This is a genomic window from Myxococcus xanthus (assembly GCF_006402735.1).
Taxonomy (GTDB): Bacteria; Myxococcota; Myxococcia; order Myxococcales; family Myxococcaceae; genus Myxococcus; species Myxococcus xanthus_A.
This window is the reverse complement of sequence record NZ_CP017174.1, coordinates 4,485,420-4,510,916: the sequence shown is the minus strand read 5'-3', so window position 1 is coordinate 4,510,916 and position 25,497 is coordinate 4,485,420. Positions and strand designations below refer to the sequence as shown.

26 protein-coding genes and 3 tRNA genes are annotated in these 25,497 nt (G+C 68.6%); 5 read left to right on the top strand and 24 right to left on the bottom strand.

Annotated features, from left to right (window positions below):
• Window positions 1-99 precede the first annotated feature (99 nt).
• A complete protein-coding gene (locus BHS09_RS18845; RefSeq protein ID WP_140791880.1) occupies window positions 100-1,023 on the top strand; it encodes a class I fructose-bisphosphate aldolase in 924 nt (307 codons plus the stop codon).
• A gap of 61 nt (window positions 1,024-1,084) precedes the next feature.
• Here the strand turns inward: BHS09_RS18845 and BHS09_RS18840 are convergent.
• The 6 genes from BHS09_RS18840 to BHS09_RS18815 all read right to left on the bottom strand — a co-directional run bounded on the left by BHS09_RS18840 (window position 1,085) and on the right by BHS09_RS18815 (window position 4,109).
• Window positions 1,085-1,157 (bottom strand) — tRNA-Ala (locus BHS09_RS18840).
• 114 nt (window positions 1,158-1,271) lie between these two features.
• Window positions 1,272-1,344 (bottom strand) — tRNA-Ala (locus BHS09_RS18835).
• 56 nt (window positions 1,345-1,400) lie between these two features.
• Window positions 1,401-1,802, bottom strand: coding sequence for a hypothetical protein (locus BHS09_RS18830; RefSeq protein ID WP_237078393.1), 402 nt, complete (start codon window positions 1,800-1,802; stop codon window positions 1,401-1,403).
• A gap of 56 nt (window positions 1,803-1,858) precedes the next feature.
• Entirely contained in the window at window positions 1,859-3,145 is a 1,287-nt protein-coding gene (locus BHS09_RS18825) for an RsmB/NOP family class I SAM-dependent RNA methyltransferase (protein WP_140796506.1), read from the bottom strand.
• Window positions 3,146-3,246: 101 nt separating this feature from the next.
• Window positions 3,247-3,921, bottom strand: coding sequence for a response regulator (locus BHS09_RS18820; RefSeq protein ID WP_140798508.1), 675 nt, complete (start codon window positions 3,919-3,921; stop codon window positions 3,247-3,249).
• 102 nt (window positions 3,922-4,023) lie between these two features.
• Window positions 4,024-4,109, bottom strand: a tRNA-Leu gene (locus BHS09_RS18815).
• Between the two features lie 96 nt (window positions 4,110-4,205).
• Between BHS09_RS18815 and BHS09_RS18810 the strand changes: the two genes are divergently transcribed.
• The 3 genes from BHS09_RS18810 (at window position 4,206) to BHS09_RS18800 (ending at window position 8,081) form a co-directional block, all read left to right on the top strand.
• Window positions 4,206-4,949 (top strand): tetratricopeptide repeat protein, encoded by a 744-nt coding sequence (locus BHS09_RS18810; RefSeq protein WP_140798507.1) that lies wholly within the window; start codon window positions 4,206-4,208, stop codon window positions 4,947-4,949.
• Between the two features lie 399 nt (window positions 4,950-5,348).
• A complete protein-coding gene (locus tag BHS09_RS18805; protein WP_140791872.1) occupies window positions 5,349-6,305 on the top strand; it encodes a diguanylate cyclase in 957 nt (318 codons plus the stop codon).
• A gap of 48 nt (window positions 6,306-6,353) precedes the next feature.
• Complete coding sequence (locus BHS09_RS18800) at window positions 6,354-8,081, top strand: response regulator (protein ID WP_140798506.1); 1,728 nt, start codon at window positions 6,354-6,356, stop codon at window positions 8,079-8,081.
• On the opposite strand, the gene BHS09_RS18795 is transcribed toward BHS09_RS18800, so the two are convergent.
• From BHS09_RS18795 to BHS09_RS18715, 18 genes are all read right to left on the bottom strand, one after another.
• On the bottom strand, window positions 8,069-8,995 hold the full coding sequence (locus BHS09_RS18795; RefSeq protein ID WP_140798505.1) for a bestrophin family protein: 927 nt from the start codon (window positions 8,993-8,995) through the stop codon (window positions 8,069-8,071). The genes BHS09_RS18800 and BHS09_RS18795 overlap by 13 nt on opposite strands.
• A 116-nt stretch (window positions 8,996-9,111) precedes the next feature.
• Window positions 9,112-9,729, bottom strand: a complete 618-nt coding sequence (locus BHS09_RS18790; RefSeq protein WP_237078392.1) for an HdeD family acid-resistance protein — start codon at window positions 9,727-9,729, stop codon at window positions 9,112-9,114.
• A gap of 177 nt (window positions 9,730-9,906) precedes the next feature.
• Window positions 9,907-10,833 (bottom strand): tRNA (adenosine(37)-N6)-dimethylallyltransferase MiaA, encoded by a 927-nt coding sequence (miaA, locus tag BHS09_RS18785; protein ID WP_140798503.1) that lies wholly within the window; start codon window positions 10,831-10,833, stop codon window positions 9,907-9,909.
• Window positions 10,826-11,677: a hypothetical protein gene (locus BHS09_RS18780; protein WP_140798502.1), complete on the bottom strand. Its 852-nt coding sequence runs from the start codon at window positions 11,675-11,677 to the stop codon at window positions 10,826-10,828. Before BHS09_RS18780 ends, miaA begins: the two co-directional genes overlap by 8 nt.
• On the bottom strand, window positions 11,665-11,811 hold the full coding sequence (locus BHS09_RS38865; protein ID WP_174258830.1) for a hypothetical protein: 147 nt from the start codon (window positions 11,809-11,811) through the stop codon (window positions 11,665-11,667). Before BHS09_RS38865 ends, BHS09_RS18780 begins: the two co-directional genes overlap by 13 nt.
• 32 nt (window positions 11,812-11,843) lie before the next feature.
• The gene (locus tag BHS09_RS18775) at window positions 11,844-14,942 is read right to left on the bottom strand and encodes an outer membrane protein assembly factor BamB family protein (protein ID WP_140798501.1); all 3,099 of its coding nucleotides are present in this window, start codon (window positions 14,940-14,942) and stop codon (window positions 11,844-11,846) included.
• Window positions 14,943-14,953: 11 nt separating this feature from the next.
• The gene (locus tag BHS09_RS18770; RefSeq protein WP_174258829.1) at window positions 14,954-15,487 is read right to left on the bottom strand and encodes a hypothetical protein; all 534 of its coding nucleotides are present in this window, start codon (window positions 15,485-15,487) and stop codon (window positions 14,954-14,956) included.
• Window positions 15,487-15,783: a PqqD family protein gene (locus BHS09_RS18765; protein ID WP_140798500.1), complete on the bottom strand. Its 297-nt coding sequence runs from the start codon at window positions 15,781-15,783 to the stop codon at window positions 15,487-15,489. The genes BHS09_RS18770 and BHS09_RS18765 overlap by 1 nt, the downstream gene beginning before the upstream one ends.
• Entirely contained in the window at window positions 15,780-16,187 is a 408-nt protein-coding gene (locus BHS09_RS18760; RefSeq protein ID WP_140798499.1) for a S24 family peptidase, read from the bottom strand. The genes BHS09_RS18765 and BHS09_RS18760 overlap by 4 nt, the downstream gene beginning before the upstream one ends.
• A 145-nt stretch (window positions 16,188-16,332) precedes the next feature.
• Complete coding sequence (gene hisS, locus BHS09_RS18755) at window positions 16,333-17,610, bottom strand: histidine--tRNA ligase (RefSeq protein WP_140791850.1); 1,278 nt, start codon at window positions 17,608-17,610, stop codon at window positions 16,333-16,335.
• Window positions 17,607-18,449, bottom strand: coding sequence for an archaetidylserine decarboxylase (gene asd, locus BHS09_RS18750; protein WP_140798498.1), 843 nt, complete (start codon window positions 18,447-18,449; stop codon window positions 17,607-17,609). Before asd ends, hisS begins: the two co-directional genes overlap by 4 nt.
• A 15-nt stretch (window positions 18,450-18,464) precedes the next feature.
• The gene (locus tag BHS09_RS18745; protein WP_140798497.1) at window positions 18,465-19,187 is read right to left on the bottom strand and encodes a hypothetical protein; all 723 of its coding nucleotides are present in this window, start codon (window positions 19,185-19,187) and stop codon (window positions 18,465-18,467) included.
• Window positions 19,188-19,245: 58 nt separating this feature from the next.
• Window positions 19,246-19,977 carry a metallophosphoesterase family protein gene (locus BHS09_RS18740; protein WP_002640070.1) on the bottom strand — a complete coding sequence of 244 codons (732 nt, stop codon included), beginning with the start codon at window positions 19,975-19,977 and terminating at the stop codon, window positions 19,246-19,248.
• A 27-nt stretch (window positions 19,978-20,004) separates the two neighbouring features.
• Window positions 20,005-20,358: a TIGR02266 family protein gene (locus BHS09_RS18735; protein WP_217917601.1), complete on the bottom strand. Its 354-nt coding sequence runs from the start codon at window positions 20,356-20,358 to the stop codon at window positions 20,005-20,007.
• 100 nt (window positions 20,359-20,458) lie between these two features.
• Window positions 20,459-21,385 carry a PfkB family carbohydrate kinase gene (locus tag BHS09_RS18730; protein WP_140791845.1) on the bottom strand — a complete coding sequence of 309 codons (927 nt, stop codon included), beginning with the start codon at window positions 21,383-21,385 and terminating at the stop codon, window positions 20,459-20,461.
• Between the two features lie 111 nt (window positions 21,386-21,496).
• On the bottom strand, window positions 21,497-23,026 hold the full coding sequence (locus tag BHS09_RS18725; protein WP_140791843.1) for an MlaD family protein: 1,530 nt from the start codon (window positions 23,024-23,026) through the stop codon (window positions 21,497-21,499).
• A 105-nt stretch (window positions 23,027-23,131) separates the two neighbouring features.
• A complete protein-coding gene (locus tag BHS09_RS18720) occupies window positions 23,132-23,869 on the bottom strand; it encodes an ABC transporter ATP-binding protein (protein WP_140800708.1) in 738 nt (245 codons plus the stop codon).
• 41 nt (window positions 23,870-23,910) lie between these two features.
• The gene (locus BHS09_RS18715; RefSeq protein ID WP_140791842.1) at window positions 23,911-24,726 is read right to left on the bottom strand and encodes an MlaE family ABC transporter permease; all 816 of its coding nucleotides are present in this window, start codon (window positions 24,724-24,726) and stop codon (window positions 23,911-23,913) included.
• A 30-nt stretch (window positions 24,727-24,756) separates the two neighbouring features.
• Here BHS09_RS18715 and BHS09_RS18710 point away from each other — a divergent pair, with 30 nt between their 5' ends.
• Window positions 24,757-25,470, top strand: a complete 714-nt coding sequence (locus BHS09_RS18710) for a hypothetical protein (protein WP_140791840.1) — start codon at window positions 24,757-24,759, stop codon at window positions 25,468-25,470.
• Window positions 25,471-25,497: the final 27 nt, after the last annotated feature.

The following is a 25,497-nucleotide window of genomic DNA, read 5'->3' as shown; positions in this document are numbered from 1 at the left end:
TGTCGTGGAACCCGTGACACTCGCGCGCGAAAAGGAGTTGGTAGGACGTGGCGCATGCAGCAGATTGCGCCGTGTTCCCGAGACAGAGGATCCCCACACATGCCCCATACCGATCGCGTCAAGCAGATCCTGTCGTGGTACCCGTCCGACAACCCCGGCACGCTGACCAACCTGGCCCGGCTGCTGAACACCGGCACGCTGGCCGGCACGGGCAAGCTCGTCATCCTCCCGGTGGATCAGGGCTTCGAGCACGGCCCGGCCCGCTCCTTCGGTCCGAACCCCGCCGGCTATGACCCGGACTACCACATCAACCTGGCCATCGAGTCGGGCTGCAACGCCTACGCGGCGCCGCTGGGCTTCCTGGAGGCGGTGGCCGGCAGGTACGCGGGTGAGATTCCCCTCATCCTCAAGGTCAACAACTCCGACACCCTGGCCAAGGTGCCCCACCCCATGTCCGCGGTGACGAGCTCCGTGAAGGACGCCGTCCGCCTGGGCTGCACCGCCGTCGGCTACACCATCTACCCGGGCTCCGGGGCGCGCAACGAGCAGTACGAGGACCTCCGCGACATCATCGCCGAGGCCAAGTCGTACGGCCTGCCCACCGTTCTCTGGGCCTACCCCCGCGGCAACCTGTCCAAGGAGGGTGAGACGGGCATCGACGTGGTGGCGTACGCGGCGCAGATCAGCGCCCAGCTCGGCGCCCACGTCATCAAAGTGAAGCCGCCGCAGGACCACATCGAGCAGGCCGAGGCGAAGAAGGCCTTCGAGAAGGCCGGCATCCCCACCAAGACGATGGCGGACCGCGTCCGCGAGGTCGTCCGCTCCGCCTTCAACGGCAAGCGCATCGTCATCTTCTCCGGCGGCGAGGCCAAGGGCACCGACGCCCTCCTGGAGGAGATCAAGCAGATCAACGCCGGCGGCGGCTTCGGCTCCATCATGGGCCGCAACGCCTTCCAGCGTCCGCACGAGGAGTCCATCAAGCTCCTCAAGGACGTGATGGCCATCTTCGCCGGCAAGGCGTAATCGGCTCGGCGGAAAACAAAAGGCCCGCCAGGTTCCCCTGGCGGGCCTCTTCATTTCAGAGTGGAGCTAATCGGGATCGAACCGATGACCTCTTGAATGCCATTCAAGCGCTCTCCCAGCTGAGCTATAGCCCCGTCTTTTGCTGCTGAGCCGCCTTGGGGAGCGGTCCGACTGGCGAAGCGGCTACTCTCTACGCTTCAAAACAAAAGGCCCGCCAGGTTCCCCTGGCGGGCCTCTTCATTTCAGAGTGGAGCTAATCGGGATCGAACCGATGACCTCTTGAATGCCATTCAAGCGCTCTCCCAGCTGAGCTATAGCCCCGTCTTTTACTGATGAGCCGCTTTGGGGAGCGGCCCGACCGGCGAAGTGGGTGCCTTCTACCGTTTCTTCGCTCCAGGCACCAGAACTCTTTGAGGCTTCGGTGCGTTTTTTTGTTCGTTCAACCGCTGCGCCACTTCTTCCCCTTCCCGGAGGAGGTCGGTGAGCTCACGCGCGTGGGCCTCGACCGCCTGCTCCGCTGCTTCCACCGCCTTGAGCGCGACGCCGAAACCCGCCGGAAGGTCCAGCCGCCCCTTCTGGACCTGGCGCCAGACGGCTTCACCCAGTTCCTTGAGTGCCTTCTCCTTCTGATCCTTCAGCACGGTGGTGCGAGCGTTCGCCCGGGCCAGATCCGTGTTGCGCTCCACCGCCTCGCGAAGCTGGGCCAACCGGTCCTGCGCCGCCTGGAAGGCCTCGTTGATCTGCTTCACCACCTCGGACTGCTTCGAGTCGGCCGCCAAGTCAGTCACACTCCTTGAGAAATCAACGATTGCGTAGCGTGCGCTCTCGGAGCCTGTCAACCCGGCCCCGCCCCTGTCCTCCGCAGCCGGGCCGCGAAGAATCCTCCCCCGGGAACCTTGGGAGGCAACGCCTTCAGATAGGGCCCCTGCGCGGCGAGCGCCGCCCGCTCCGCGCCGAGTACGTCTTCGACTGGCTCCAGCGTGAAGTCCGGATGCTTCGCGAGGAAGGCCTCCACCACCGCCTCGTCCTCCTCCGGCATCACCGAGCAGGTCGCATAGACGATGAGTGCACCCGGCTTCGCCTGGCGTGACACCTCATCCAACAACTCCGACTGCGTGGCCTGGTACTTGGCGATTTCCTGAGCTGTGAGCTTCCACTTCTGATCCGGCTCGCGCGCCAGGGAGCCCGTGCCGCTGCACGGCGCATCGATCAGAAGGACGTCCGCGTCGGACAGCGGAAGCGGATGTGGAAAGGCGACCTGCCGGAGGGAGAAGTGACGCACGCGCTCACGCGCCTCGGCCAGCCGACGGCGCGAACGGTCCCCGGCCAGCACCTTGCCCCGGGGCCCGACGAAGTCCGCCAACGCCAGCGTCTTGCCGCCCGCGCCGGCGCACACGTCCGCCACGGTGAAGCCCTCCAGCGAGCCCTCCCGGGGACGGCACATCTCGGAGATGAGCTGGCTGCCCACGTCCTGCACCTGGAGCCGGCCGGACTTCATCATCCGAGTCTCGAAGACGCGGTGGCTGGAGTCCGTCACCCGCACGGCATCCGGCGCCGCGGCCACCGGTTCGGCGTTGACGCCCTCTTCCTTCAGCGCCGCCAGCACCGCGTCCCGGGTCCCCGGGGGCCGCGCGCGGAAGTGCAGCGACGGCTCCTCATCGAGCGACGCCAGCAGTCCTTCCAGCACATCCTCCGGGTACACCTGGGCCAGGCGCTGCACCAACCAGTTGGGGAACGAGTAGCGGATGGCCAGCCGCTCCGTCTGGGACTCCGGGAGCGGCGCCTCCGGCAGCGGCTGTTCCACCACGCGCTGGAGCAGGTCGTCCTTGATGGTGCGCGGACGCACGGGCCCCGGCAGCCGGACCTCGGGACCGATGCGGGCCCAGCCCTCACCACAGAAGATGCGGCGCCAGAGGGCGTAGCGCACCAGCGCCTGGTCCTCCGTCAGCCCCACTTTGCCCATGGTGTGGCCCAGCAACCGGGCCGCCAGGTCCAGCAAGCGCTGGTGCCGGGACAGCTCGCGCACGGCCATGGCGGTGAAGCGCCGCTCCTGGCCGCCCAGGCCATTGGCCTCTCGCAAGGCGTTGGCGAGCGCGGCCTTCAATGGCTCGCCGCGAAGCACCGCGATGTGGGCTTCGAGTGCCGCCGTCGCACCACGACGGGACGGACGACCCAGGCGATCCGGGTCTACGGGCGTTGACGGCCAGACGGAATCCACGTGCCTCAGCCCTGCCCTTTCAGTCCCACGGCCACGACCAGGCAGCCTTCCGGGCTGCGCATCGGAGGCGCCTGCCCGGCCCCCAGGAAGAAATATCCGGGCGCCGAGTACGACATGCCATCCACTTCGAGTACGCCTTCGACCACCTGAATCCCCACGCCCGCGGGTGTCGGGTGGAACGTCCAGCCGAAGTCGCCGCCGGCCGTCACGGACACCCACATTGCCCTCAATGCGTCTTCCCGCGCGAGCTGAACGTGGGCGCCCCACTGCGACCAGGCGCTCGCGGGAGGCCGCTGCCCCTGGGTGGCCAGCCGCTCCACGTCCTGACGCAGCGCGATGAAGCGCTCCACCAGGGCGTAGATGTCATCGATCTGGAACGGCTTGAGGAGAATGGCGTCCGCCACCTGGGGCTGGACGGCCTGGATCACCTCGTCCGGCGTCGCGGCGCTGACAATGGCCACCGCCTGCTGACGCTTCCGGGCAGCCTCGACGACCGTCCGGCCGCCCAGCTCGCCTCCGGAGATGCGCAGATCACTGATGACCAGGACGAAGCGCTCGGCCTCGAGGGCCGCGACCGCTTCCTCCCCGGTGCCGACCGCGTGGACCTGCGCGAGCTCGGAGATGAGCTCGCCCATGCCTTCCCGCAGGCTCGCGTCATCCTCGACCAGCAACACCCTCATTAACGGGGGACCTCCGCCGCCCCTACCTGCTGGAGCCTGTCCTTTACCAGGACCGGGCGCTTCCAGCGGAAGACCACCTCGCCGGTCCTGCCCTTCGGATGATGGCCCTCCCCGGACTCGAACCGGGACGCGGGGTCAGCCGCAGCGGATTTTGAGTCCGCCTCGTCTACCAATTTCGACAGAGGGCCCCCTGCTGTCGCGACGAGCAGACGTATACCGCGACTTGATACCAAGTGCATCCGAAGATTGCGGTGCTCCACGCACATCGCTAAGAGGGGCCCCCCATGTACAACCTTCTCATCTCCCTCGGTGTGGGAATTGCCGTCGCGCTCCTGGTGAAGGTGGCCGGCTTCTCCATCTGGGCGGGGCTCGTCCCCGGAATCCTGGCTCTCGTCGGCACCTACATCGTGCTCGCTCGCCGGGTGGCCAGCCGCGTCCAGGCGCTGATGACGGTGGTCCAGAAGGACCTCCAGTCCCAGCCCACCAGCCAGAAGGACGCCCAGTCGCGGGTGGACCGGGCGGTGAAGACGCTGGAGCAGGGGCTCGTCTACGACAAGTGGCAGTTCCTGGTCGGTCCGGAGCTTCACTCCCAGATCGGCATGCTGAAGTACATGGTGAAGGACCACGAGGGCGCCAAGGCCGCCTTCGAAAAGGGCAGCGGCCGCAACTACATGGCCAAGGCCATGGAAGGCGCCCTGTACTTCCAGCGCAAGGACTTCGACGCCATGAAGAAGGCGTTCGAGTCCGCCACGAAGAGCGGCAAGAAGGAGTCCATTGTGTGGGCGGCCTATGCCTGGTGCCTGATGCAGAACAAGGACAAGGACGGCGCGCTGCGCGTGCTCGCCCGGGGCGTGGAGCAGAACCCCAAGGACGAGAAGCTCAAGGGCAGCCTCGCCCAGCTCCAGAACGACAAGCGCCTGAAGATGAAGCCGTACGAGCCCATGTGGTGGCAGTTCGGGCTCGAGGCTCCGCCGCCGGTCATGCCCCCCATGGGCGGCCGCCGCATGCAGTTCAGCACCCGACGCTAGCGACCCGTCGCGCGGCCATTGAGCGTCCGCCCGCGCACGGGAATATCTACCGGCTTGCCCCTCAGCGCGCTGCAACGTCTTCCGACCCTGTACAACAGGGCGACGCAGAGGGTGCGCAACCGCCCGGAAACACTCTGACTGCCCTCCCCCACCGCGGGGCATGGTGCTTGCTCCCGCACCGTCCTCACGGATGACGGGGAACGGCCCCGTCTCGCGGAGCCTGACAGGCTTGGCAGCCGGAGGTCTCGGGTGAAGGTTGTGGGCGTTGGGGTGTGCTTGCAGGACCGGGCGGCGGCGGATGCGCGTGGGGCGCAGGGGCGTTGGGAGCACACGGCAGGGCGTGGCACCCGAGACTTTCGGCCTGCCATTTCGCAGCAGCCGAGTGAAGCGGAGTGGTGCATGGAACGGCGCGGCCGGACCTCCGAGCGGTCCCTTCTGCTCATCATCGAAGATGACGCACAGGTCCGCGAGAGCCTCGTGGACCTGCTCGCCGTACGCTTCGATGTGCTCGCCGCTCCGGATTCGGATGCGGGGCTGGAGCTGGCGCGAGAGCACCGCCCGGACCTCATCCTCCTGGATAGGTTCCTTCCCAGCGGAGACGGGCTCGCGGTGCTGGAGATGCTCCAGCGCGAGTCGCGCACGGAGGCGGTGCCCGTCATCTTCCTGACGGGCGACGCGGACGAGGCCACGCTGGAGCGCTGCCTGGAGATGGGCGCCGTGGACTTCATCCACAAGCCGGCCAGCGCGCGGGAGCTGCTGGCCCGTATCGACCGGGCGCTGCGCCAGAGCGAGCAGCAGCGCCGGCTGCAGGTCCTGGCGCAGACGGACGGCCTCACGGGGCTGGCCAACTTCCGGGCGCTGACCATCCGGATGGAAGAAGAGTTCCGCCGGGCCCAGCGCTACCAGTACCCGCTGAGCGTCGTCATCATCGACCTGGACCACCTCAAGGCCATCAACGACGGCATGGGCCATGACGTGGGCAACCGGGCGATTCTCGCGCTGGCCACCCAGTTGAAGCACGAGCTGCGTGAGTCGGACTTCGCGGCCCGCTTCGGTGGAGACGAGTTCGTCGCGCTGCTACCGCACCAGACGGCGTTGGAAGCAGCCGTCTTCGCCGAGCGCATCCGCACCGGGCTGCGCGCCGTCGGCGTCCAGAAGAGCGACGGCCGCCCTGCCCCCTTCGGACTGAGTGTGAGTGTGGGCATCGCCGACCATACCTTCGAAGGGCCCCGCGAGGACACCGAGTCGCTGATGAAGGCGGCGGACGCGGCCCTCTACGAGGCAAAGCGCGAGGGGCGGGATCGGGTCGTCGTGTTCGGCCGGCCCGCGAATTCGCCTCCGGCGCAGCGGCACTGAACGGGGCGCGGTGAGGCAGGCAACGGCGGGGCAGCAGCGAGGGCGCGGATGATGCTGGGGAACAGACTGGCGACAGGTTCGAGGGTGGCGGTGGTGGGAGGCGGCATTGCCGGAGCGGGGCTTGCCGCCTCACTCCTTTTCAACGGGAGGGCCCGCGGGCTGGCGCTGGACGTGCGCGTCTACTCCGGAGGAACGCAGGAGCGCACCGCTCCGCCGGCGGTGCTGACGCCGGAATGCCGCTCACGCCTGGCCGCGCTGGGCTGCCGCATTCCCTCCGAATGGCGCGCCCATGAGCTGCGCGGCATTGAAATCATCGCCGAGGGCCGGCGCGAGCTGCTGTCCTCCACACCCGGTGGCCTCTGGGTGGTGGACGGCTGGCCCCAGGGGCTGGGCGGCCTGGAGCAGGTGCGGGATGTGCTCGCCACCGCGGCCAGCGCCCAGGGCGCCCGCTTCCTTCCCCGCCACGTCGAGCGCGTGGAGCGGCAGGCCCCCGCGCCGGATGCGCCCGCCTCCGTGCGCGGCGCGGGCTCGCTGGTGGTGCGCGCCCAGGGCAGTGGCGATCGCTTTCATGCGGTGGCGCTGGCCACGGGCGCTGGGCCGCTGATGGGTGACGCCTTCTTCAAGGGCTTCCGCCCTGCCCCCACCATCCCGGCGGTGCAGGCTCGCCTGCGCCACGCTTCGCCTCGGCTGGAGCTGGCTCCGGTGGCCCGGCTGTGGATTGCGCCCCTGCCAACGGTGGATGGCCTGTTCCTGCTGCCTGGCGCCAACTCGGTGTACGCGCTGGCCTTCGGGCCGGCGGTGACGCCCGCGGACCTGTGCCAGGTACTGATGATGGCCGCGCGCGACGGCCTGGTGGAGGAAGGCTTCGAGCTGGCGGCCCTGGAGACCACCCGCCTGCCCTACGGACCGGGCCGGACGCTGGTGGCGCCGGGGCAGATCGCGGTGGGGCCCGCGGCCTTCGGCCACCCGCTCCAGGTGGGATTGTCGGAGACACTGGCTTCGTGCAGCCGCGCGGCGGTGGCGCTGCTCGACGGCGGGCTGGACACGGGCACCCTGGAGCGCCGCTACGTGCGCGAAGGCCTGGGCGAAATGCTGGAGGACGCCGCCGCGGGAGCCCGGACGATGACCTGGCTGCGCCGAGCGGGCCCTCGCTCGCCGGAGGCCTTCGTCAAGGCGAAGGGGCGACGGACGCTGGGTGGCACCTTCGGCGGCGGGGTGCTGGGCCTGAGCGGCCCCACGCCCATCGCGCTCCTTGGCGCCGCGCGCTGGGAGGGACTCAAGGAGTTGGTCGGCTCCTGGCTGCGCACCACGGTGGAGCCAGTCCCCTCGGTAGTGCCGGAGTTGGAGCCGGACCTCTACTACGTCGTGGATGACGACCCGGACGCACGCGAGGCGCTCACTGCGCTGCTGGAGAGCACCGGGGCGAAGGTGGTGTCTTTCGCCGACGAGCTGGCCCTCTTCTGCGCGGTGGCCCGGCGGCCGCCCACGGCCATCCTCCTGGACGTGGTGCTGCACTGGGTGGATGGCCTGCGGCTGGCCGAGGGCCTGAAGCAGCATCCCCTCACCCGGAACACCCGCGTGCTGGTGATGAGTGGCCTCAACCGGCCGCATGTCCGGCAGCGGGCCCTGGACGCGGGGGCGGAGGCCTTCCTGCCCAAGCCCGTGGACCCTGACCGGCTGCTGCGCATCCTCACCGGCCGAGTCCCCGTTCTGGAGCCCGCGCCGCACGCCGCGGACGACACGCGCGAGCTGGCCGAGGACCGCTACGCGTCCTGACCACCGCCGGGGATGGCGACCGCGGAGACCGGGGCGTGGATGGCCTCGGCGCTCCCGGGCATCAGCGCCTTGAGGTTGCCGCGGATCGTCTCGCAGATCCGCTCCAGCGGCAGGTCGTTGTCGTCGTGGCCGAACGGGTCCTCGATCTCCACGCCAATCTCCTCGATGCCGAAGAAGACGTAGGCGACGACGAACGTGGCCGGCACCGTTATCCAGCCGAACGAATCCACCAGCGCGAACGGCAGCGTGTAGCAGTAGACGAGCAGCGCTCGCCGCAGGTGCATCATGTAGGCGAACGGAATGGGCGTCTTGTGGATGCGCTCGCAGCCACCGATGTAGTCGATGAGCAGTTGGACATTCTGGTCGAGCTGCATCTGGACGTATTCGGGGTAGCAGCCCCGCAGTCGGCCCTCATCGAGCACGACGGACATCTTCTGCGACACCGCGAGCGGGACGTGCTGGCTGCCCAGCACCGCGTCCGCTTCGTCGCGCGGCAGCTCGGAGGCGACGGGGCCCAGGTCGCGCTCCCCTCGCAGTGACGAGGCGGCGGCATAGGGGAAGGCGATGATCCACCGCAGCAGAGTGCCGTAGAGCGCGGCGTCCCGACGCATGAAGACGCCGGATGCACGGGCCAGGTTGCGCGTCTCGTTGACGATGCCGCCCCACAGCTTCCGGCCTTCCCAGAAGCGGTCATAGGAGGCGTTGGTCCGGAAGACGAGCAACAAGCTGAGCGAGATGCCCGCCAGCGTGTGCACCGTGGCCGGGATGTCCAGGGGCTTGATGTGATGATGGACCGCGGTGACGCCCGCGGCCCACAACACACAGACGAGGACCCGAGCCACAATCTCGCGGACCATGGAACCGCGGAGGTAATGGAAGTAGCTCCACCAACGGTGCGGGTCGTAGTCGATCATGGTCGCAGGGCGCGTACGCTGCCGCGCCTGCGCGGGGCATGGCAAGCGCCAATCCAGGGGGACACGTGGGATGTGTCCGCCCTGGACGGGAGCCGGTGCCCTTGGCCGCCTGCCCGTCAGTGGGAGATGGAGGCAGGCGTTGTCGGACCGCCCGAGCGGAGCACCTTCCGCACGGAGAGGGCGCCCGCCATCAGCGCCACGCCCCGGAAGAAGATGCCGATTCCCACCAGCGTGCCCACCAGCCAGACGGCGGAGATGGGCCACTGCCGCATCACGATGATGCCCAGGAAGATGGACACGGCGCCGTAGAAGAAGTCCCAGCCCCACCGGGGATAGCGGTCCATCACCGAGGTGACGGCGTGGAAGAGCCCGCTGGCGAAGAAGTAGCCCGCCAGCAGCAGCGTCATGGCACCCAGTCCCGCCGCCGGGTAGACGAGGACGAACAGACCCACGACGACGGAGAGGATGCCGCTGAGCAGGTACAACCAGAACGGCCCGCCCTCCTTGCGCGTCCGGAAGGCGGAGATGACTTCCATGACGCCGGCTGCGGCCAGCATCGCGCCGAAGAGGATGGCCGTCACCAGGCTGGTGAAGAAGGCGGCCCCCAGCGCGACAATCCCCAGCAGCGTCATCAAAATCCCCATGATGAAGGGGCCACCCCAGGCCGCCGAGTTCACCCTCGGCCTCGTGTCAGGGGTCAGGATTTCCGGTTTGCGTTCATCGGTGAAGGCCATGGTGACTACTCCCGAAGCGAGTGCACTTCGGAGGCCGAGCCGCCTCGCGTCTCGCCCGCCTGTCGGCAGGCGACAAAGGAACCCGGCACATCCATCGCCGAACATGGGCCACCGCGTTGGGGCCGACAACGCTCGCTGACGCCGCTCCGTCCCTCGCCCGCCCCGGCCCTTGGGCCGTCAGGGTGAGCAACAGCCGCCGCGCGGAAGCGCCGCTTCGTACGGGGGAGCCAGGAAGACAGCACCGGGCTCCTTCCGGAACCACGTCAACTGCCGCTTGGCGTAGCGGCGCGTCTCCTGCGCGGTGTCGTGGATGGCCTCTTCGCGCGTCATCCGACCCTCGACGACGGCGCGCGCCTGCACGTAGCCCACGCTGCGCATGGGCGCCGCATCGGCGTACCCTCGCGCCAGCAGCTCGCGGGTCTCCTCGACGAGCCCACGCTCGAACAACATCCGCGTGCGCGTGTTGATGAGCCCGTACAACACGTCGCGCGGTGGCGACAGGACGTACAGTTGGAAGGGATAACGGTCCGGCGCGAAGGCATGGGCCTTCCGGAACGCCGAGGCAGGCACGCCCGTCTGCGCATGAATCTCCAGCGCCCGGATGACGCGGACCAGGTCCTGCGGAGGAAGCTTCGCTGCCGTCTCCGGGTCCACCTCCGCCAGCTTCCGGTGCACCGCCTCGCGCCCCTCACCGGCCGCCAGCGCCTCCAACTCCGCCCTCAACTCCGGCAAGGCCCCGGGCGCCTCGAGCACACCGTGAAGCAGCACGCGCAAGTACAGCCCGGTGCCGCCCACGACGAAGACAGGCCGGCCGCGTGCGGCAATCTCCGCGATGACGGCGTCCGCACGGCGCTGGTACTCGACAGCGGAGAACGCCTCCATCGGGTCCACGGCGGACACCAGGTGATGAGGCACCGCGGCCAACTCCTCCGAGGAGGGCTTCGCCGTGCCGATATCGAAGTGCCGGTACACCTGCTGCGAGTCCGCGCTGACAATCTCGCCACCAGCACGCTGAGCCAGCGCAATCGCCAGCGCCGTCTTCCCCGACGCCGTCGGCCCGGCAATCACGGTCAACAGTGGCCGCTGCGCTCCACCCTCACCCATTCGCCAACGCTCCCTGAATCACCGCCGCCGCGGACGCATCACGCGCGAACACCAACCGCACGGGCGAAACCTCCGACAGCAACCGTCCCGCCGCGCCAAGCAGCCCACCCCGCCCCACGGGCGTCGCCTCGGGCAGCAGGGCATTGACGAGCAGCATCCGTCCGACGTCGCCAGCGGCCTGCGGCTCCCACGTCGACACGCCGTCCCACGCCAACGTCCCCACCACGCGCAGCTCCGCCTCGACGGCCTGCCCCACGTTCCAGGGAGTCCCCGCCGCCCGCCACCCACGGCCCGGCTCCGGCCACACGGCCACCAACTCATCGGACAACACCTGCCCGCCCGCCTGCGCCCACAGGCCCCCCAGCGTGCTCTTCCCCGCCCCCGAGTGCCCCGTGAAGAGCGCGGCCCGGCCCTGGTGCGCCACCGCCACGCCATGCACCAGCAGCCCGCCACGCCGAGCCAGCGCCCGGGCAAGCATCACCTTCAGCACCGTCTCCACGGGAAACCGTCCCTGCCCCTCAACGTGGGCCTGGAGGCCGTCGGCGGAAAGCGTCGCGTCGTAGTCCTCGCCGGCCAGGCGCAGCGTGCCGTCCTCCGCTCGGTGGACCCGTGGCAGCTCGCGAATGACGGGGGCAGGACGCGCCTGGGCGGGGGCCACGGCCACGAGCCGAGCCACCTCACTGCCCTGTCGCGCTGGGGACACCACGAACCGGGAGAACATGCGCCGGAGCGAGTCTCGCAGGCCCGCATCGCCGACTTCCACAACTCCCGTCCAACCGGCGATTCGCAGGCAGAGGGCCGCGTCCGCCGTGGGGCCTTCCGGCGGAAGGGTCAGGGAATGCACTCCGACTCACCGGGGATGTTGCACTGGGAAATCTGCGCCAGTGCCACGAAGGGCTGCTCCCAGAGAATGGCCGGCGCCTCATAGGCAGGGCCGGCGTCAGGAGGGGGCGGCGTCTGGAAGGCGTCCGAAGTCATGGGGTGTGCGAGCGAGGAAGAAGGGACGTTCTTCAAGGGAACGGGACTGGGAACGCGCAGATGCGACCATCTTCGGAGCCCACGTGGAGGCGGCTCACCGTGTGGTCGATGGTGGGAGTCCCGATACGCTGCGCACCACCAATCGAGACCTGACCAGAGTCGGAGCCATCCAGCAGTTCCAACTGGTGGACCTGTCCGTCGGAGCTGCCAACGTAGAGGCGCACGGCGCCATTCCGATTGAAGGAGAAGGCGCCAGAGGGAGACGCAATCGGCGTGCTCCACCGGAGCACCGGCGGCGACTGAGCGGGCCCCGACACGTCGTACAGCGCCACCCGGCCAGCCGCGAGGCTGGCCACGAAGCCCAAGCCCTGGGGCCGCACGAAGCTGGTGAAGGCCGGCGTGTTCGGCGCCGGGCGCGTGGTGACTGGCAGGCTCCACACGAGCTGCGCCGTGGCGGCGTCCACGCCGTGCACGAAGCCATCGCTGTCCGTCACGAGAATCAGGTTGCTGTACGCATTGCGAACCAGGCTCAGCTCCACGTCGCCCACCGGGAGCTGGGCCAGCACCTGACCCGTCAGCGTGTTCAGCACCCGAAGCGTGTTCGGCGATCCCGCGTGCGCGCGGGTCGCCACGAAGAGCCGGTTGGTGGTGTAGTCCACCACCATGCCGCCCGCCACCATGCCCAGATTCCCGGGCTGGTAGCTCCAAACCGGCGCGCCGGTGGCGGCATTCAGGGCCACCACCCGGTTGCGCGAAGCGTCCGCCAGCCGCGTGGCGAAGAAGACGAGGTCGCGGTTGGGGTGCGCGGCCCGGTACGCGGCGTTCGCGTAGTCGAAGAGCTGCGTGACGGGGAACGACTGGATGGTGCCAATGGGCTGGCCACCATTGTCCCAGCGCCAAAGCACCTGGCCGGTGGCGGCATTGAGCGCGCTGGCCACGCCACCCTGGTCACCCACGAGGATGTACTGCCCGGACAGGCCATGCAGCGGCACCACCGGGAAGCGGCTGCCAATGAGGCCCGCCAGCGGGCGAGGCCGCCACCGCTCCGCGCCATCCGCCGACGGATTGGTGACCTGCGTGAGGTTGGCGACGACGGAGTCGTTGAAGGCGCTGAAGATGCCCGTGCCCAGCTCGGTGATGGGCTGCTGCGAGGCATTCAGGCCCACCGAGTAACACCACAGCGGCGCCGCGCCCACGCGAGCCCGAGGCGTGGCTACCAGGGCCTGCGACGTCGGCTGGTTGCCCGGCGAGTACCACCGCAGGTCATCCGAGTTGAAGACGCGGTAGTAGTACGTGGTGCCGTTGGTGACGGACGTATCGGTGAACGTCGTGGTGGCGCCAACGTCGTCCGCGTACACCACCTGGGCGTTGCCCAGATAGGCCCCCACCGCGTAGGTCAGCCCCTGCGTCGGAGAGAGGTTCGGCGGCGCGCCCTCCGCGCGAAGAATCAGCACGCCCCCGTGCACCGCCGGGTTGTCCCAGGCGAGCGTCACGCTGCCATCGCGCGCCACGCCCGTGAGACGGTTGACGTCCGGCACGGTGCCCTGCACCAGCGTCATCGGGGTGTCGATGCGAATCTGCGGCCCGCCGTAATCGTCGATGAGGTGGAAGCGATGACGGAACGTGGTGGGCCCGGACAGCGACGCGCCCGCCCCGAAGTTGGAATACACCACCGTGAAGGAGCGCTCGCCGTTGACCGGGATGCCCGTGGCGTTCGTCGACTCCCAGGTGATGCCCGTGGTGGCGTTGTTGGACGCCATGCGCCACCCGGTGGGCGTCTGCAGCACGCCGCTGACGGTGAAGTAGTTGAGCGCGGGCCGCAGCAGCCGGACCTCATGCAGCGGCATGGGGCCCCGGTTCTGGATGGTGTAGATGACGGACCGGTTCGTGGAGTTGGCGGCCGCCGCGCTGATGTTCGTCCGCACGCGGTGCTGCACGATGCGCCCCTGGCTCGAGTCCACCAGGTTCGATGTCACAGAGGCGCCGTTGCGTGTGGCATCCACCTGCCCCCGGAACCGGTAGTTCGCGAACGGGGAGCCCGTGAGCTGGTACGTCCAGACGAAGTGCGCGGAGGCGCCCGGGTCCAGCCGGGGAACGCTCGCGGGCCCAGGCCCCGACACGAGCGACGCGGCTGCCGTTCCCTGGAACACGGGCGCGCGCGGCGTCACGTTCAGGAACGTGTCCGTCGAGGTCGGGTTGGTCACCGTGAGCCGCACCCGCACGAGCTCATTGTTGAAAGCGTCGTCGGTGTCCACGTCCATGGCCACCGGGAGCGCCCCCACGTTGACCATCCGCGCGTCCATCGCGGGCGACACGGTGTTGCCGTTCCCACTGACGCCCCGCACCCGCGCCACCAGCGTTCCGGCCGAGCCCGTCCGCACTCTCGCGGAATAAACGCCCGCGTTCCGGCTGGCGATGTTCATGCGGAACGGCGTCGGCTCGGTGTCCACCACCTGGAAGGTGACGGCGCCCGCGCCCGTGGAGGGTCCCTCAACCGTGGTATTGTTGTGGTTCGTGCCTGTCCGGTTCTCCACCACCATCCGCGCGTCGATGTCGCCGCCAACTCCCATCACCCGAGGACGCACGTCCACCTGGGTGTACAGGCCGGAGCGAATCCAGCTCGCGGCCGAGGTCGTCACCGACGTGGTGAAGTCGCCCCCCGCGCACGTGTCACGCGCGAACGTCTGACTCGCGATGAAGCGTTCGTTGTTCTGGTCGTTGTTCGACGTCGGTGGAACCACGCGAAGAACGAACCGGGCCGACTCGTCCTGCCCCAGGCCGTAGTCGCCGCTGCCGTTGCAGGAGTCCTGATTGTAGAAGATGACCCACCGCTCATTGGCGATGTAGTCCACCGTCCATCCCGGGGGCGGGATGGACGCGAGCGGGATGTAGCCATTGGGCAGCGCGAACCACACCTCGTTGATGCGCCGGAAGAGCGGCGACCAGCTGAAGGTGTTGTTGCGGACATCGACCGTCAGCTCGGAGGCTTCGTCCATCACCACCCGCGCGCGGGTGTCCCCACCCTGCGGCTGCGTGGTCAAGACGGCGGTCGGGGACATCGACTGCGCCCACCCCAGCGAGGGCGCCAGGAGCGCGGCGGCGGCGACGAGGGGAGCGGAGAACGGACGCATGAATGGAGCCCTCACGGATCCAGGGTGAAGGAAGCCGCCGTCAGCGGCGCCCCATCGAGGAAGAACCGGGCCTGCCACGTCCCGCTCATGCCGGACGTCGCCACGGCGGTGCCGGCCACGGGCAGGGAGAAGCGCACCGTGCGCGACTCGTCCACGCGTGAATCCACCTCCGCCGAGCGGCGCTCATACGGCAGCCCGGAAGGCGGCACGAACTCCACTGACACCGTGTGCCGGCCACGCACGCCGCTCACCGTCAGGTCCACGTCCACCTGCTCCACCGACAGCAAGCCCCGGCGCCCCTCTCCCAGGTCAATGACGGTGGCCGAGCCCCGCGGCACCACGGGCGGCGGAGGCGGAGGCACTTCCGGCTCCTCCACCGGCGCGGGCGGCGGCCTGGCCTCCGAACCCTCGCGCGGGGGCAACACGTCCGTGGGCGCCACCGGCTCCTGCGCCGGGGGCGCATGAACGGGGGCATAGGGCGCCACGCCCTCCGTGCACGAGGCCAGCATCACCGCCGCCGCCAGGAGCGCCAAACGCGTCCGCATCACCGCGCCTCCTCCAACTCGTCGATGAGCCCCAGCCGGGTCAGCTCCGAGAAGAACTTGAGCGTGTCGGTCAGCACCTGCTCCACGTCCCATCCGTGACGCTGGGCCACCTGCTCAACCAGGGCCCGCGCCGTGCGCGTCCCGTCGCACAGTTCCCAGATTTCAATGGCCGTTCCGTTGAGCCCACGCAGGGTGTTGCCCTCGGCATCCAGGACGATGAAGTCCGAGCCGAAGCGCTGGCCGGAGACGCCCTCGCGCCAGCGCGGCGCATGGTCCGCCGCGAATTCCGCGCTCATCGCGCACCTCCCCGGCCCAGCAACGCCGCCAGGCGCCACTTCACGGCCACCCGCAGCCGGCCCAGCCACCGGGGACCCCGGTCCCACCCCGTCTCCAGGACGACGCCTCCCCGGCGGACGCGGCGCACCCGCCCCAGCACGCGCGTCGGCGCCAGCGGTGGATCCTCCTGGGGCGAGTTGTCGCCTCGCAGCGCCACCGCTCCGGCCTCCCACCGCCGCAGTCGGTGCAGCACCAGGGCATGGTCGAAGTGCGCCAGCAGGACGTCACCAGGTCGTGGAGCCCCCTCCAACGGCTCCACGCCGGCATGGTCGCCCGAGCGCAGCGATGGCCACATGCTGTCCCCGTGGACGGGGACCCAGCTCAGGGCCGGAGGCACAACGGGGGTGGAAGTGTCGCGCGGCATCGCAGGTCAGTCTAGCCGACCCGACCTGCGCCCGCGAGTTCCCGCCGACCCAATAACCCAACGTTTATCAGGGGTTACGCGCCTACCTCAGTTTCTCAGACTTGGCAAGAACCGCCCGGAATACTGTTCTCGACCCCACAAGCCGCTATGCCGGAACGGCCTTCCGCTCCCGCACCACCCTGGCGACCTCGTCGAGCGCGACGGGGATGGGCTCGCCTCCGGCCATGGGCTTCAGCTTCGCATGGCCGCTGGTGCGCTCGACCTCGCCCAGCACCAGGGTGAAGTCCGCGCCGCTCTTGTCCGCGCGCTTCATCTGGCTCTTGAGGCTGCCTCCGCGGGTATCGAACTCCACGCGCAGCCCCTCCCGGCGCAGGCGGCTGGCCAGCACCAGGGCGGCATCGTGCGAGCCCGCGTCCGCCACCGCGACGAAGACGTCCGGGCGCACGGCGAACTGCTGGCCGCTCTCCTTCAGCAGCAGCACCAGCCGGTCCAGGCCGCAGGCGAAGCCCACCGCGGGCGCGTCCGGCCCGCCCAGGCTCTTCACCAGCTTGTCATAGCGGCCACCGGCGCCCACGGTGCTGGCGGTGCCCAGCGCGGGGTGCGAGGCGATGAACTCGAAGACGGTGCGCGTGTAGTAGTCCAACCCACGCACCATGCGTGGATTCACGACGTGCCGGATACCCAGCGCCGTCAGCTTCCGCTGCACGTCGTCGAAGTGCGCGCGGCAGGGCTCGCACAGGGACTCCAGCACGTTGGGTCCGGCCGCGGCGATGGCCTGGCACTTCTCGTTCTTGCAGTCCAGGACGCGCAGGGGGTTCTTCTCCATGCGCTTCTGGCAGTCCGCGCACAGCTCCTCGCGGTGGGCCTGGAGGTACTCCACCAACTTCGTGTGGTACGCGGGCCGGCAGGCCTCGTCCCCCAGCGAGTTGATGTTCAGGGTGATGTCCTTGAGCCCCAGCCGCTCCAGGAACTGCACCACCATGTCCATCATCTCGACGTCCTGGGCGCCTTCCTTCGCGCCGTAGGCCTCCGCGCCGATTTGATAGAACTGGCGGTAGCGGCCCGTCTTCATCCGCTCGTAGCGGAACATGGGCCCTGTGTAGAACCAGCGGGTGAGCGGCTCCTGGTTGGCGATGGAGTGCTCGATGTACGCGCGCGCCGCGGGCGCGGTGCCTTCCGGGCGCAGGGACAGGCTGCGGTCCGCCTTGTCGTTGAAGGTGTACATCTCCTTCCCGACGATGTCGGTCTCCTCGCCCACGCTGCGCACGAACAGGGCGGTGTCCTCCACCATGGGCGTGCGGATCTCACCGTAGCCGAAGCGGCCGAACAGCTCGCGGGCCAGCCCCTCCACGTGCTGCCAGATCTCGATCTCCCCAGGGAGGAGATCGTTCATGCCCTTGACGCCCGCGACCTTCTGACTCACGTGATGGCTCCGATTCGCTTGCCCAGCCGAACCACGGCTTCCTCCTGGAGGCTGTCGTCCCAGGTGACGCGCTTGGGCTCGAACAGGAGGATGACGGTGGAGCCCATCTCGAAGCGGCCCAGCTCCCCACCCTTCTCCACCGGCATGGCCGCGCCGTAGCGGTGCACCTTGCCGGGCTGCCCGGTGTGCGTCGTCACCTCGTCGTAGGCCGCCTTGATGCGCGACACGCAGGTGGCTCCCACCTTCACCACCGCGCACTTGCCCGCCACGGTGTCCAGGTAGGTCACCAGCCGCTCGTTGACGCAGAACAGGGACTGCTTGTTCTTCACCGACGCGGGGTTCACCGGCCAGAACTCACCAGGGATGTACGCGTAGCCCGTAATCGTGCCGCCCAGCGGCGCGTGGATGCGGTGGTAGTCGCGCGGCGACAGGTAGATGGTCGTCCAGGCGCCGCCGTGGAAGGGCTTGGCGGCCTCGGAGTCCCCCAGCAGCTCGTCCACCGTGTACTCGATGCCCTTGGCCTGCAGGCAGCGCCCGTAATCCGAATAGCCCACCTGGGACACGCGGCCATCCACCGGGGACACCACCACCTTCTCCCCCGCGTCCACCGGACGCAGGCCGGGCTTCAGGCCCCGGGTGAAGAACTGGGCGAAGGTCGGGTAGTGGTCGAAGGAGTGCTCGGCCTCTTCCATGTCCACGTTGTAGGCCTTGGCGAAGGCGCGCATGGCGGCCTGATGCACCGGCGCGGGCACGGGCAGTCGCGTGGCCATCCCCACCACGGTGGAGAGCGCGGACTTGGGCAACACCTGCATCAACTTCATGAAAGTCTGGTCGTTCATATCGGCGAATCGGTTCTAGCGACCGGCGTCGGTCGCGGGTGCCGGACCGCCGTCGGGAGTGACGGGGACGGTCTGCACGGCACTCTTGGGTAACAGCGTGAGGACCTTCCCCTCTTCAATCAGGAGGAATGAATCCTGATGCTGGGGGTACTCCAGGCGACAGGCGGTGCGGTCGGCGAGCTGCCAGGTCTCCCGCATGCCCCGTCCCTGCACATCGATGGGGGTGCCCCGCTGGAAGCACCCCCGGAAGCCCGCCACCAGCTCGGACGCGGCCGTGCCAGCCTGGGGGCCACCGCCAGCACCGGCATCCGGAGGCCCGGCATCCGGCGCTTCCACCGGAGCCGAGGGACGCGCCGACTCCTCGGTGGACGGCGCGGAGTACGAGCCCGGCGGCAGCTCCCGCGCGCTGGCCACGGCCTCGTCCCGCTCGTTGGCGGCCGCCGCCATCCGGTTCCGTCCGTCCTTGATGCGCTGGAGCAGTTCGCGGGCGCCCTCGGCGTCCAGGCTGTCCGCGGGGACGCGCTGGAGCTTTGCCTCGATTTCTCCCACCTGCGGATCCAGGAAGGCGTCATCCAGCTTCTGCGCATACAGCTCGCGGAAGCGGCGGGCGGCCTCTTCGTACTCGGCGGAAGGGGCGGGAGGCTCGCGGCGGCAGGCGGTGGGCGCCAGCGTGAGCAGCACTGCGGAGACGACGCCCACGAGGGGCCTGAGGGACGCTCGGAGGACCAGGGTGCGCACGACACGGGTTTATGTCATTTCCCCGCGCCTGTCCGCCTTTTGTGCCCCGGAACGGGCCTCAGACGCCCAGGAACAGGCGCTTGCCGAAGTTCAGCGCCAGGTCCGCGTCGAAGATCTTCTGCGCCGACGTCTCGATGTCGTACTCGACGCGGATGTACTCCACCGTGCGCGCGTCCGTGTCGCAGATGACGAAACACGCCCGGTTGTCGTAGTCGCGCGGCTGCCCCACGCTGCCCACGGAGATGATGTACTTGTAGCCCCGGCGGATGCCGAACTTCTGGGCCACCACGTCGTTCACCTCGCCATTGCCAATGGCGAAGGCGCGGCACAGGTGGCTGTGGCCGATGAACGTCACCTCCGGCAACTCCGCCACGTAGGGCGTCAGCTCCCGGGCCTGCTCCAGCGCGAAGATGTACTCGTACGCCTTCGGGTCGATGGGCGAACCATGGCAGAAGCCCACGTCGCCAATCCGGTACGTGTACGGGAGACTGCGCAGCCAGGCCATGTTCTCGTCCGTGAGGACGTTGGCGGACCAGTCCAGCGCGTGCCGGGCGGCGTCGTAGTAGTACGAATAGTCCATCCGCCCCGCCACCGCCGCGTCGTGGTTGCCCAGCAGCGTCACTTCCGCCACCGAGCGCACCAACTCACAACACGGGTTGGGCGACGCCCCGTAACCGACGATGTCCCCCAGCGAGACGAACCGGTCCACCTTCTGGTGCTCGGCGACGCGGAGCACCTCGGTGAGCGCCTCGATGTTGGAGTGGATGTCGGAAATGACGGCGATACGCATGCGGGGCCTCGGTCCGGTGGCGTGGGCTCAACCCGCCCAGCCGGCCTTCACCTGGTTCTGCTGCTGCTGCGAAATCATCTGGCGAAGCCGTCCCAGGGTATCGCTGTCCAGGGACTCGAAACGCAACCCCATGCCCGCGGGAAGCGCTCGTTCCTCCGCCTCCCGAAGCCACACCACCGTGGCCTGGGCCTGGATGTCCTGATGGCCCGCGGGGGACAGCTTCACCACCGTACGCGCCCCTCGTGCCAGGGGCGTGCTCGTGCGGAGGAACAGCCCTCCCTCGCTCAAATTCGAGATTCGCGCATAGAGCGTGACGTTGTCACCCTCGCACCAGCACCGAAGCTGGGTGGGAATCCGCGTGGACTTTCGGTTTTCGCTCAACCCGGAACCTTCTTCCGTCACCCGAATCCACAGCCTAGGGACGGCCTGATTCCGCAGTCAAGTTCGAGGGTGGTGGAGCGCCCCACCCTTGCCCACGGCCTCATCGCTCCAGGGGGCCCAGGTCGTCGAAGTGGGTCAGCTTCCGGAACTCGGCGAAGCGGGCGTGGATCTCCGGCCGCGTCACCTCGCGCAGGCGCTCCAGGCTGAACTTCTCCACCGTGAAGGAGGCCATGACACTGCCCATCACCATGGCGCGGCGCAGCAACGCCTGGTCCAACACACCATTGGAGGTGGCCAGGGCGCCCATGAAGCCGCCGGCGAAGGTGTCCCCCGCGCCGGTGGGGTCGAAGACCTCGGCCAGGGGGAAGGCGGGACACGCGAAGATGTGCTCGGCCTCGAAGAGGAGCGCGCCGTACTCACCGCGCTTGATGACCACGCGCTGCGGGCCCATGGCCATGATGGCGCGAGCGGCCTTCACCACGTTGTGCTCGCCGGCCAGCTGACGGGCCTCCGCGTCGTTGACGAACAGGAGGTTGACGCGGGAGAGCGTCTTGAGCAGCGCGGCCCGGCTGCCCTTGATCCAGAAGTTCATGGTGTCGGCGGCCACCAGCTTCGGCGCCTTCACCTGGTCCAGCACCTGCGCCTGGAGTTCCGGGTGGATGTTGCCCAGGAAGACATAGGGCGTATCCCGGTACGACTCCGGCAGCTTCGGGGAGAAGGCCTGGAAGACGTTGAGCTGGGTGTCCAGCGTCTGCGCCTCGTTCAGCTCGTAGCTGTAGCGGCCCTTCCAGCGGAAGGTGCGGCCCGTCTCCCGGGTGAGGCCCTCCAGGTCGATTCCCCGTCCGCGAAGGAAGTTGAGGTGCCCTTCGGGGAAGTCCTCGCCCACCACCGCCACGACACGCGCGGGGCTGAAGAACGAGGCCGACGTAGAGAAGTAGGTGGCCGAGCCCCCGAGGATGTCCTCCTTCTGGCCGAAGGGGGTTTCCACTGAGTCCAGGGCAACGGAGCCGACGACGAGCAGGGACATGCGAGCTTCCTGGGGGGAGATGCCGTGAAATCAGGCACGGCGCTCCCCTGGGCCCCGTGCCCATGCCGGGTACGTCGTTTCCCGTTTTCCGTCAAGCGCCGAGCGGTGGGTTCAGGGCGTCGGAATGCCTGTCAAGGTGAGGATGGCCTTCAGATCATCGTCCGTGAAGAACAGGCCGCCGCCCACGAAGAAGTCGCGGCCCGCCACCAGGCGCCGCGTCGCCAGGTCCCGCTGCTGCGCGTTGAGCATGTCGTCCATACCCGCGATCAAATAGAGGTGATCGAGCGGCTGGGCGCGCAGGCTGGCGCGCAGGCGGGGGTAGCGCAGCTCGTCGTCCGCGAAGTTGAAGGCATCCACCTGGAACCGGAGCGCGTCGTTGAAGAAGTGCAGGTCGGCGCCCACGCCGCCGGTGGACTCGATGAGGCCCACGCGCAGGGTGGTGAAGTACCAGCGCTTGGCGAACTGCGCGCTGACCTTGAGGCTCTCCTTCGTCACCTTCCGCGTCTGAACGACGGGGTCGCCCTCGGACGGCGGGTTCGTCTGCAACACCTCCGTCGTCACGCTGCCGCGAGGGTCGTCCACCAGCTCCAGCAGGTAGTACTTGTCCGGCTTGGGGATGAGCCGCACGGAGAAGACGTTCTTCGAATTTCCCTGCGCGGCCAGGTAGGTGCTCTGGATGCCAATCTCCGCCTGGAGGTCGGTCAGGCGGGAAGCGAAGCGCGACACGTCCTGCACCGTCTCGCGGAGCTCGCGGCCCACGGCCTCGTCGGCCAGGAGCACGCCGGCGGCGCCCTCCCCGTCCTTCACCTTGCGGGTGATCTCCTCCAGGTTGCCCAGCGTGCCGTCCAGCTTCTTGAGCGTTTCCTTGAGGCTGGCGACGGTCTCCTTCACGTCGCCTTCACCCGTGCCCACGATGTTCTTCACGCTGCCGAGCACCTGGCGCACGTCGCGGGTGATGAACTCGATGTTGTCGATGATGCGGGTGATTTCCGCCTGGTTGCCCTGGGTGATGCCGCGCACGTCCGCGGAGATGGCCTCGACGTTGCCGACGATGGTGTCCAGGCGGTCCGCGTTGCGGCGGACCGTGGCATCCACGGAGTCCGACAGCCGCACCAGGTTCTCCACGATGCGCTGGAGCGACCCCGCACCCCGCTCACCGCCGAGCACTTCCCGCAGCGCCCCCGTCACCTCCTGGATGTCGGCGGTGATCTGCGACAGCGACTCGAAGACGGCCTCCATGCCCTGGGTGTCGACGACGCGGCGGATCTGCCCACCCGTCTCCAGGCTGGGGGCGCCCTCCGTGCCGGGGTTCAGGTCCAGCAGGTAGTCACCCAGCAGCGATTCGGAGCGCTTGGTGACGACGGCGTCCTCGCGCAGGTCCACGTCGTTACGGATCTTCAACCAGACCTTCGCCCGGGTCCCCTCGAGCGAGATGTCGTCGATTTCGCCCACCGGGATACCGGCGATCTGCACGCGCCCACGCACGGCCAGGCCGGACGCATCCCGGAAATAGGCCCACACCCTCGTGGATTCGCTGTCGCTCAAACCACCTTTGCGAGCGAACAGGACGAAGGTGACGAAAAAAGCCCCCGCCGCGATGACCAGCAGGCCCACACGGAAGGGCGTGACGAGCTTCTTCACCTGATGTGACTCCGAGCGCGACCGGCCGGCGCGACTCTAACGTTTTGCATTCCGAGTGCCACATTTTCCTATGGCCCCCCGCCCTCCCGCCGCCCCGCGCCCCGGTCAGTTCTTCCCGAACCAGGTCTCCAGGAACACCTTCACCGCGGGGTGATCCGCCTCGCGGAGTTGCTCCGGCGAACCGCTGGCCACGATGACGCCCTTGGAGAGGAAGGCAATCTGGTCCGCCACGTTGAAGGCGGAGGAGATGTCATGGCTGATGACCACGCTGGTGACGCCCAGTTCCTTCTGCGCGGCCAGGATCATCTCGTCCACGTAGTCCGTAGTGATGGGGTCCAGGCCGGTGGTCGGCTCGTCATAGAGGACCACCTTCGGGTCCATGACGATGGCCCGCGCCAGGCCCACCCGCTTGCGCATGCCGCCGGACAGGTCCGCGGGGAACCGGTCCTCGACGTCCTTCTTCAGGCCCATCAGGTCCAAGCGCGCACGGACCTTCTGGCGGATGACGTCCTCCGGATCCTTCGTGTGCTCCCGCAGCGGGAAGGCCACGTTCTCGAAGACGGTCATCGAGTCGAACAGCGCGGCGGCCTGGAACACCATGCCAAACTTGTTGCGCACCCTCTGAAGCGACTCGACGCTCATGGGGACGATGTCCTCCCCGTCGACGATGACCTGGCCGCGGTCCGGCTTGAGCAGGCCAATCATGTGCTTCATCAGCACCGTCTTGCCGGAGCCTGAGCCGCCCAGGATGACGCAGGTGCTGCCGGCCGGCACGGTGAGGTTGATGCCGGTGAGCACCTTGTGGTCGCCGAACGTCTTGTGCAGGTCGACCACCTGGATCATCGGCGTGCCGGACGCCGGAGCGTTGGAGGCCGGGGGCGACATCAGAAGAAGAGGACGCCCAGGATGAAGTCGAGGATGAAGATGGACAGGGCGCTGGCCACCATCGCCTCCGTGGTGGCCTGCCCCACGCCCTTGGCGCCGCCCGAGGCGTTGAAGCCCTTGAAGCAGCAGATGAGGGACACCGCCAGGCCGAACACGGCGCCCTTGAGCAGGCCCTGGAAGATGTCCTCGGGCGCCAGCCACTGCTGCGTCCGGGTGAGGAAGGTTCCGGGGGAGATGCCTAGGCCCCCGACGGCCACCACGTAGGCCCCGCCCATGCCCATGGTGTTGAAGAGCATGGTGAGCGCCGGCACCATGAAGAGGCCGGCCAGCACCCGGGGAACCAGCAGGTACTGCACCGGGTTGACGGCCATGGTCTCCAGCGCGTCCACCTGCTCGGTGACGCGCATGGTGCCCAGCTCGGTGCACATGGCAGAACCTGCGCGCATGGTCACCATCAGCGCGGAGAACACGGCCGCCAGCTCGCGGGTGAGCGTCAGAGCCACCGTGGGACCCACCAGGCTCTCCGCGTCGAAGAGCCGAAAGGCGGTGGACGTCTGCAGCGCGAAGACCATGCCGGTGAACGTGCCGGTGAGCGACACGATGAAGATGGACCCCACGCCCACGAAGTCCAGCTGCGCGAAGAGGTTGACCAGCCGAAAGGGGCGCCGCACGCTCCAGCGGAACACGTCCAGCCCCATGGTGATGATGCCGCCCAGGGTGCTGACGATGTCGATGAGGCCCTGGCCAAAGCGCGTGACGGCCTGGGTGAAGGGCCCGGGCTCGCGTGCCGGCTTGCTGGGGGTCTGCGTGGTCATGCGTTCGGGGCTACTCTTTATGGCGGCCCGGTGGCCGGCACAAGGCCCGGGGAGGCAAGCGACGAAGACACTTCCTCCCTTGGAAGCGATGCCGTTATGTTCCGCGCCCCTTTACTCCCATGCCCGGCGGCGTCCCCCGCAGGGCAGAGAAATAGACGAACGAACATGGCAACTCATAAGGTCGGCGGCGAGGTGGATGCGCTTTGTACCCGCTGCAAGCTCACTCTCGCGCACACCATCCTGGCGATGGTGGGAACGAAGATTGCTCGGGTGCGCTGCAACACGTGTGGCGGAGATCACGCTTATCGCGGGGCGCCTGGCGCGACGGATCGCCCCTCGTCCAGCACCACCCGCACCACGCGCACGTCCTCCAGCAGCTCGAGCGCGTCCGCGAAGGCGGAGAAGATCATCATCTCCTTCGAGGAGCAGCTCGCTGGCAAGGATGTCGCCAACGCGCCCCGCTACAGCCCGAAGGACACGTACAAGGTGGATCAGGTCATTCAGCATCCCACCTTTGGCACGGGTTACGTCTCGGCCGTTCGCGGCGACAAGGTGGACATCACCTTCCGCACCGACACCAAGACGCTGGTGCACGGCCGTGGTGGTGGCCCGGTGGAGAAGCCGGTCTTCAACCCGCCCAACCGGCAGGTGACCGGACCCGCGGACAAGCCCCAGCCCGTCGGTGACAGCGCCGAGCCGGCGCCCGCTGACGGCGCCGAGCCGCCCCCCGCGTCGGAGGATTGACCGGGGCCGCACATCCATCATGGAGGG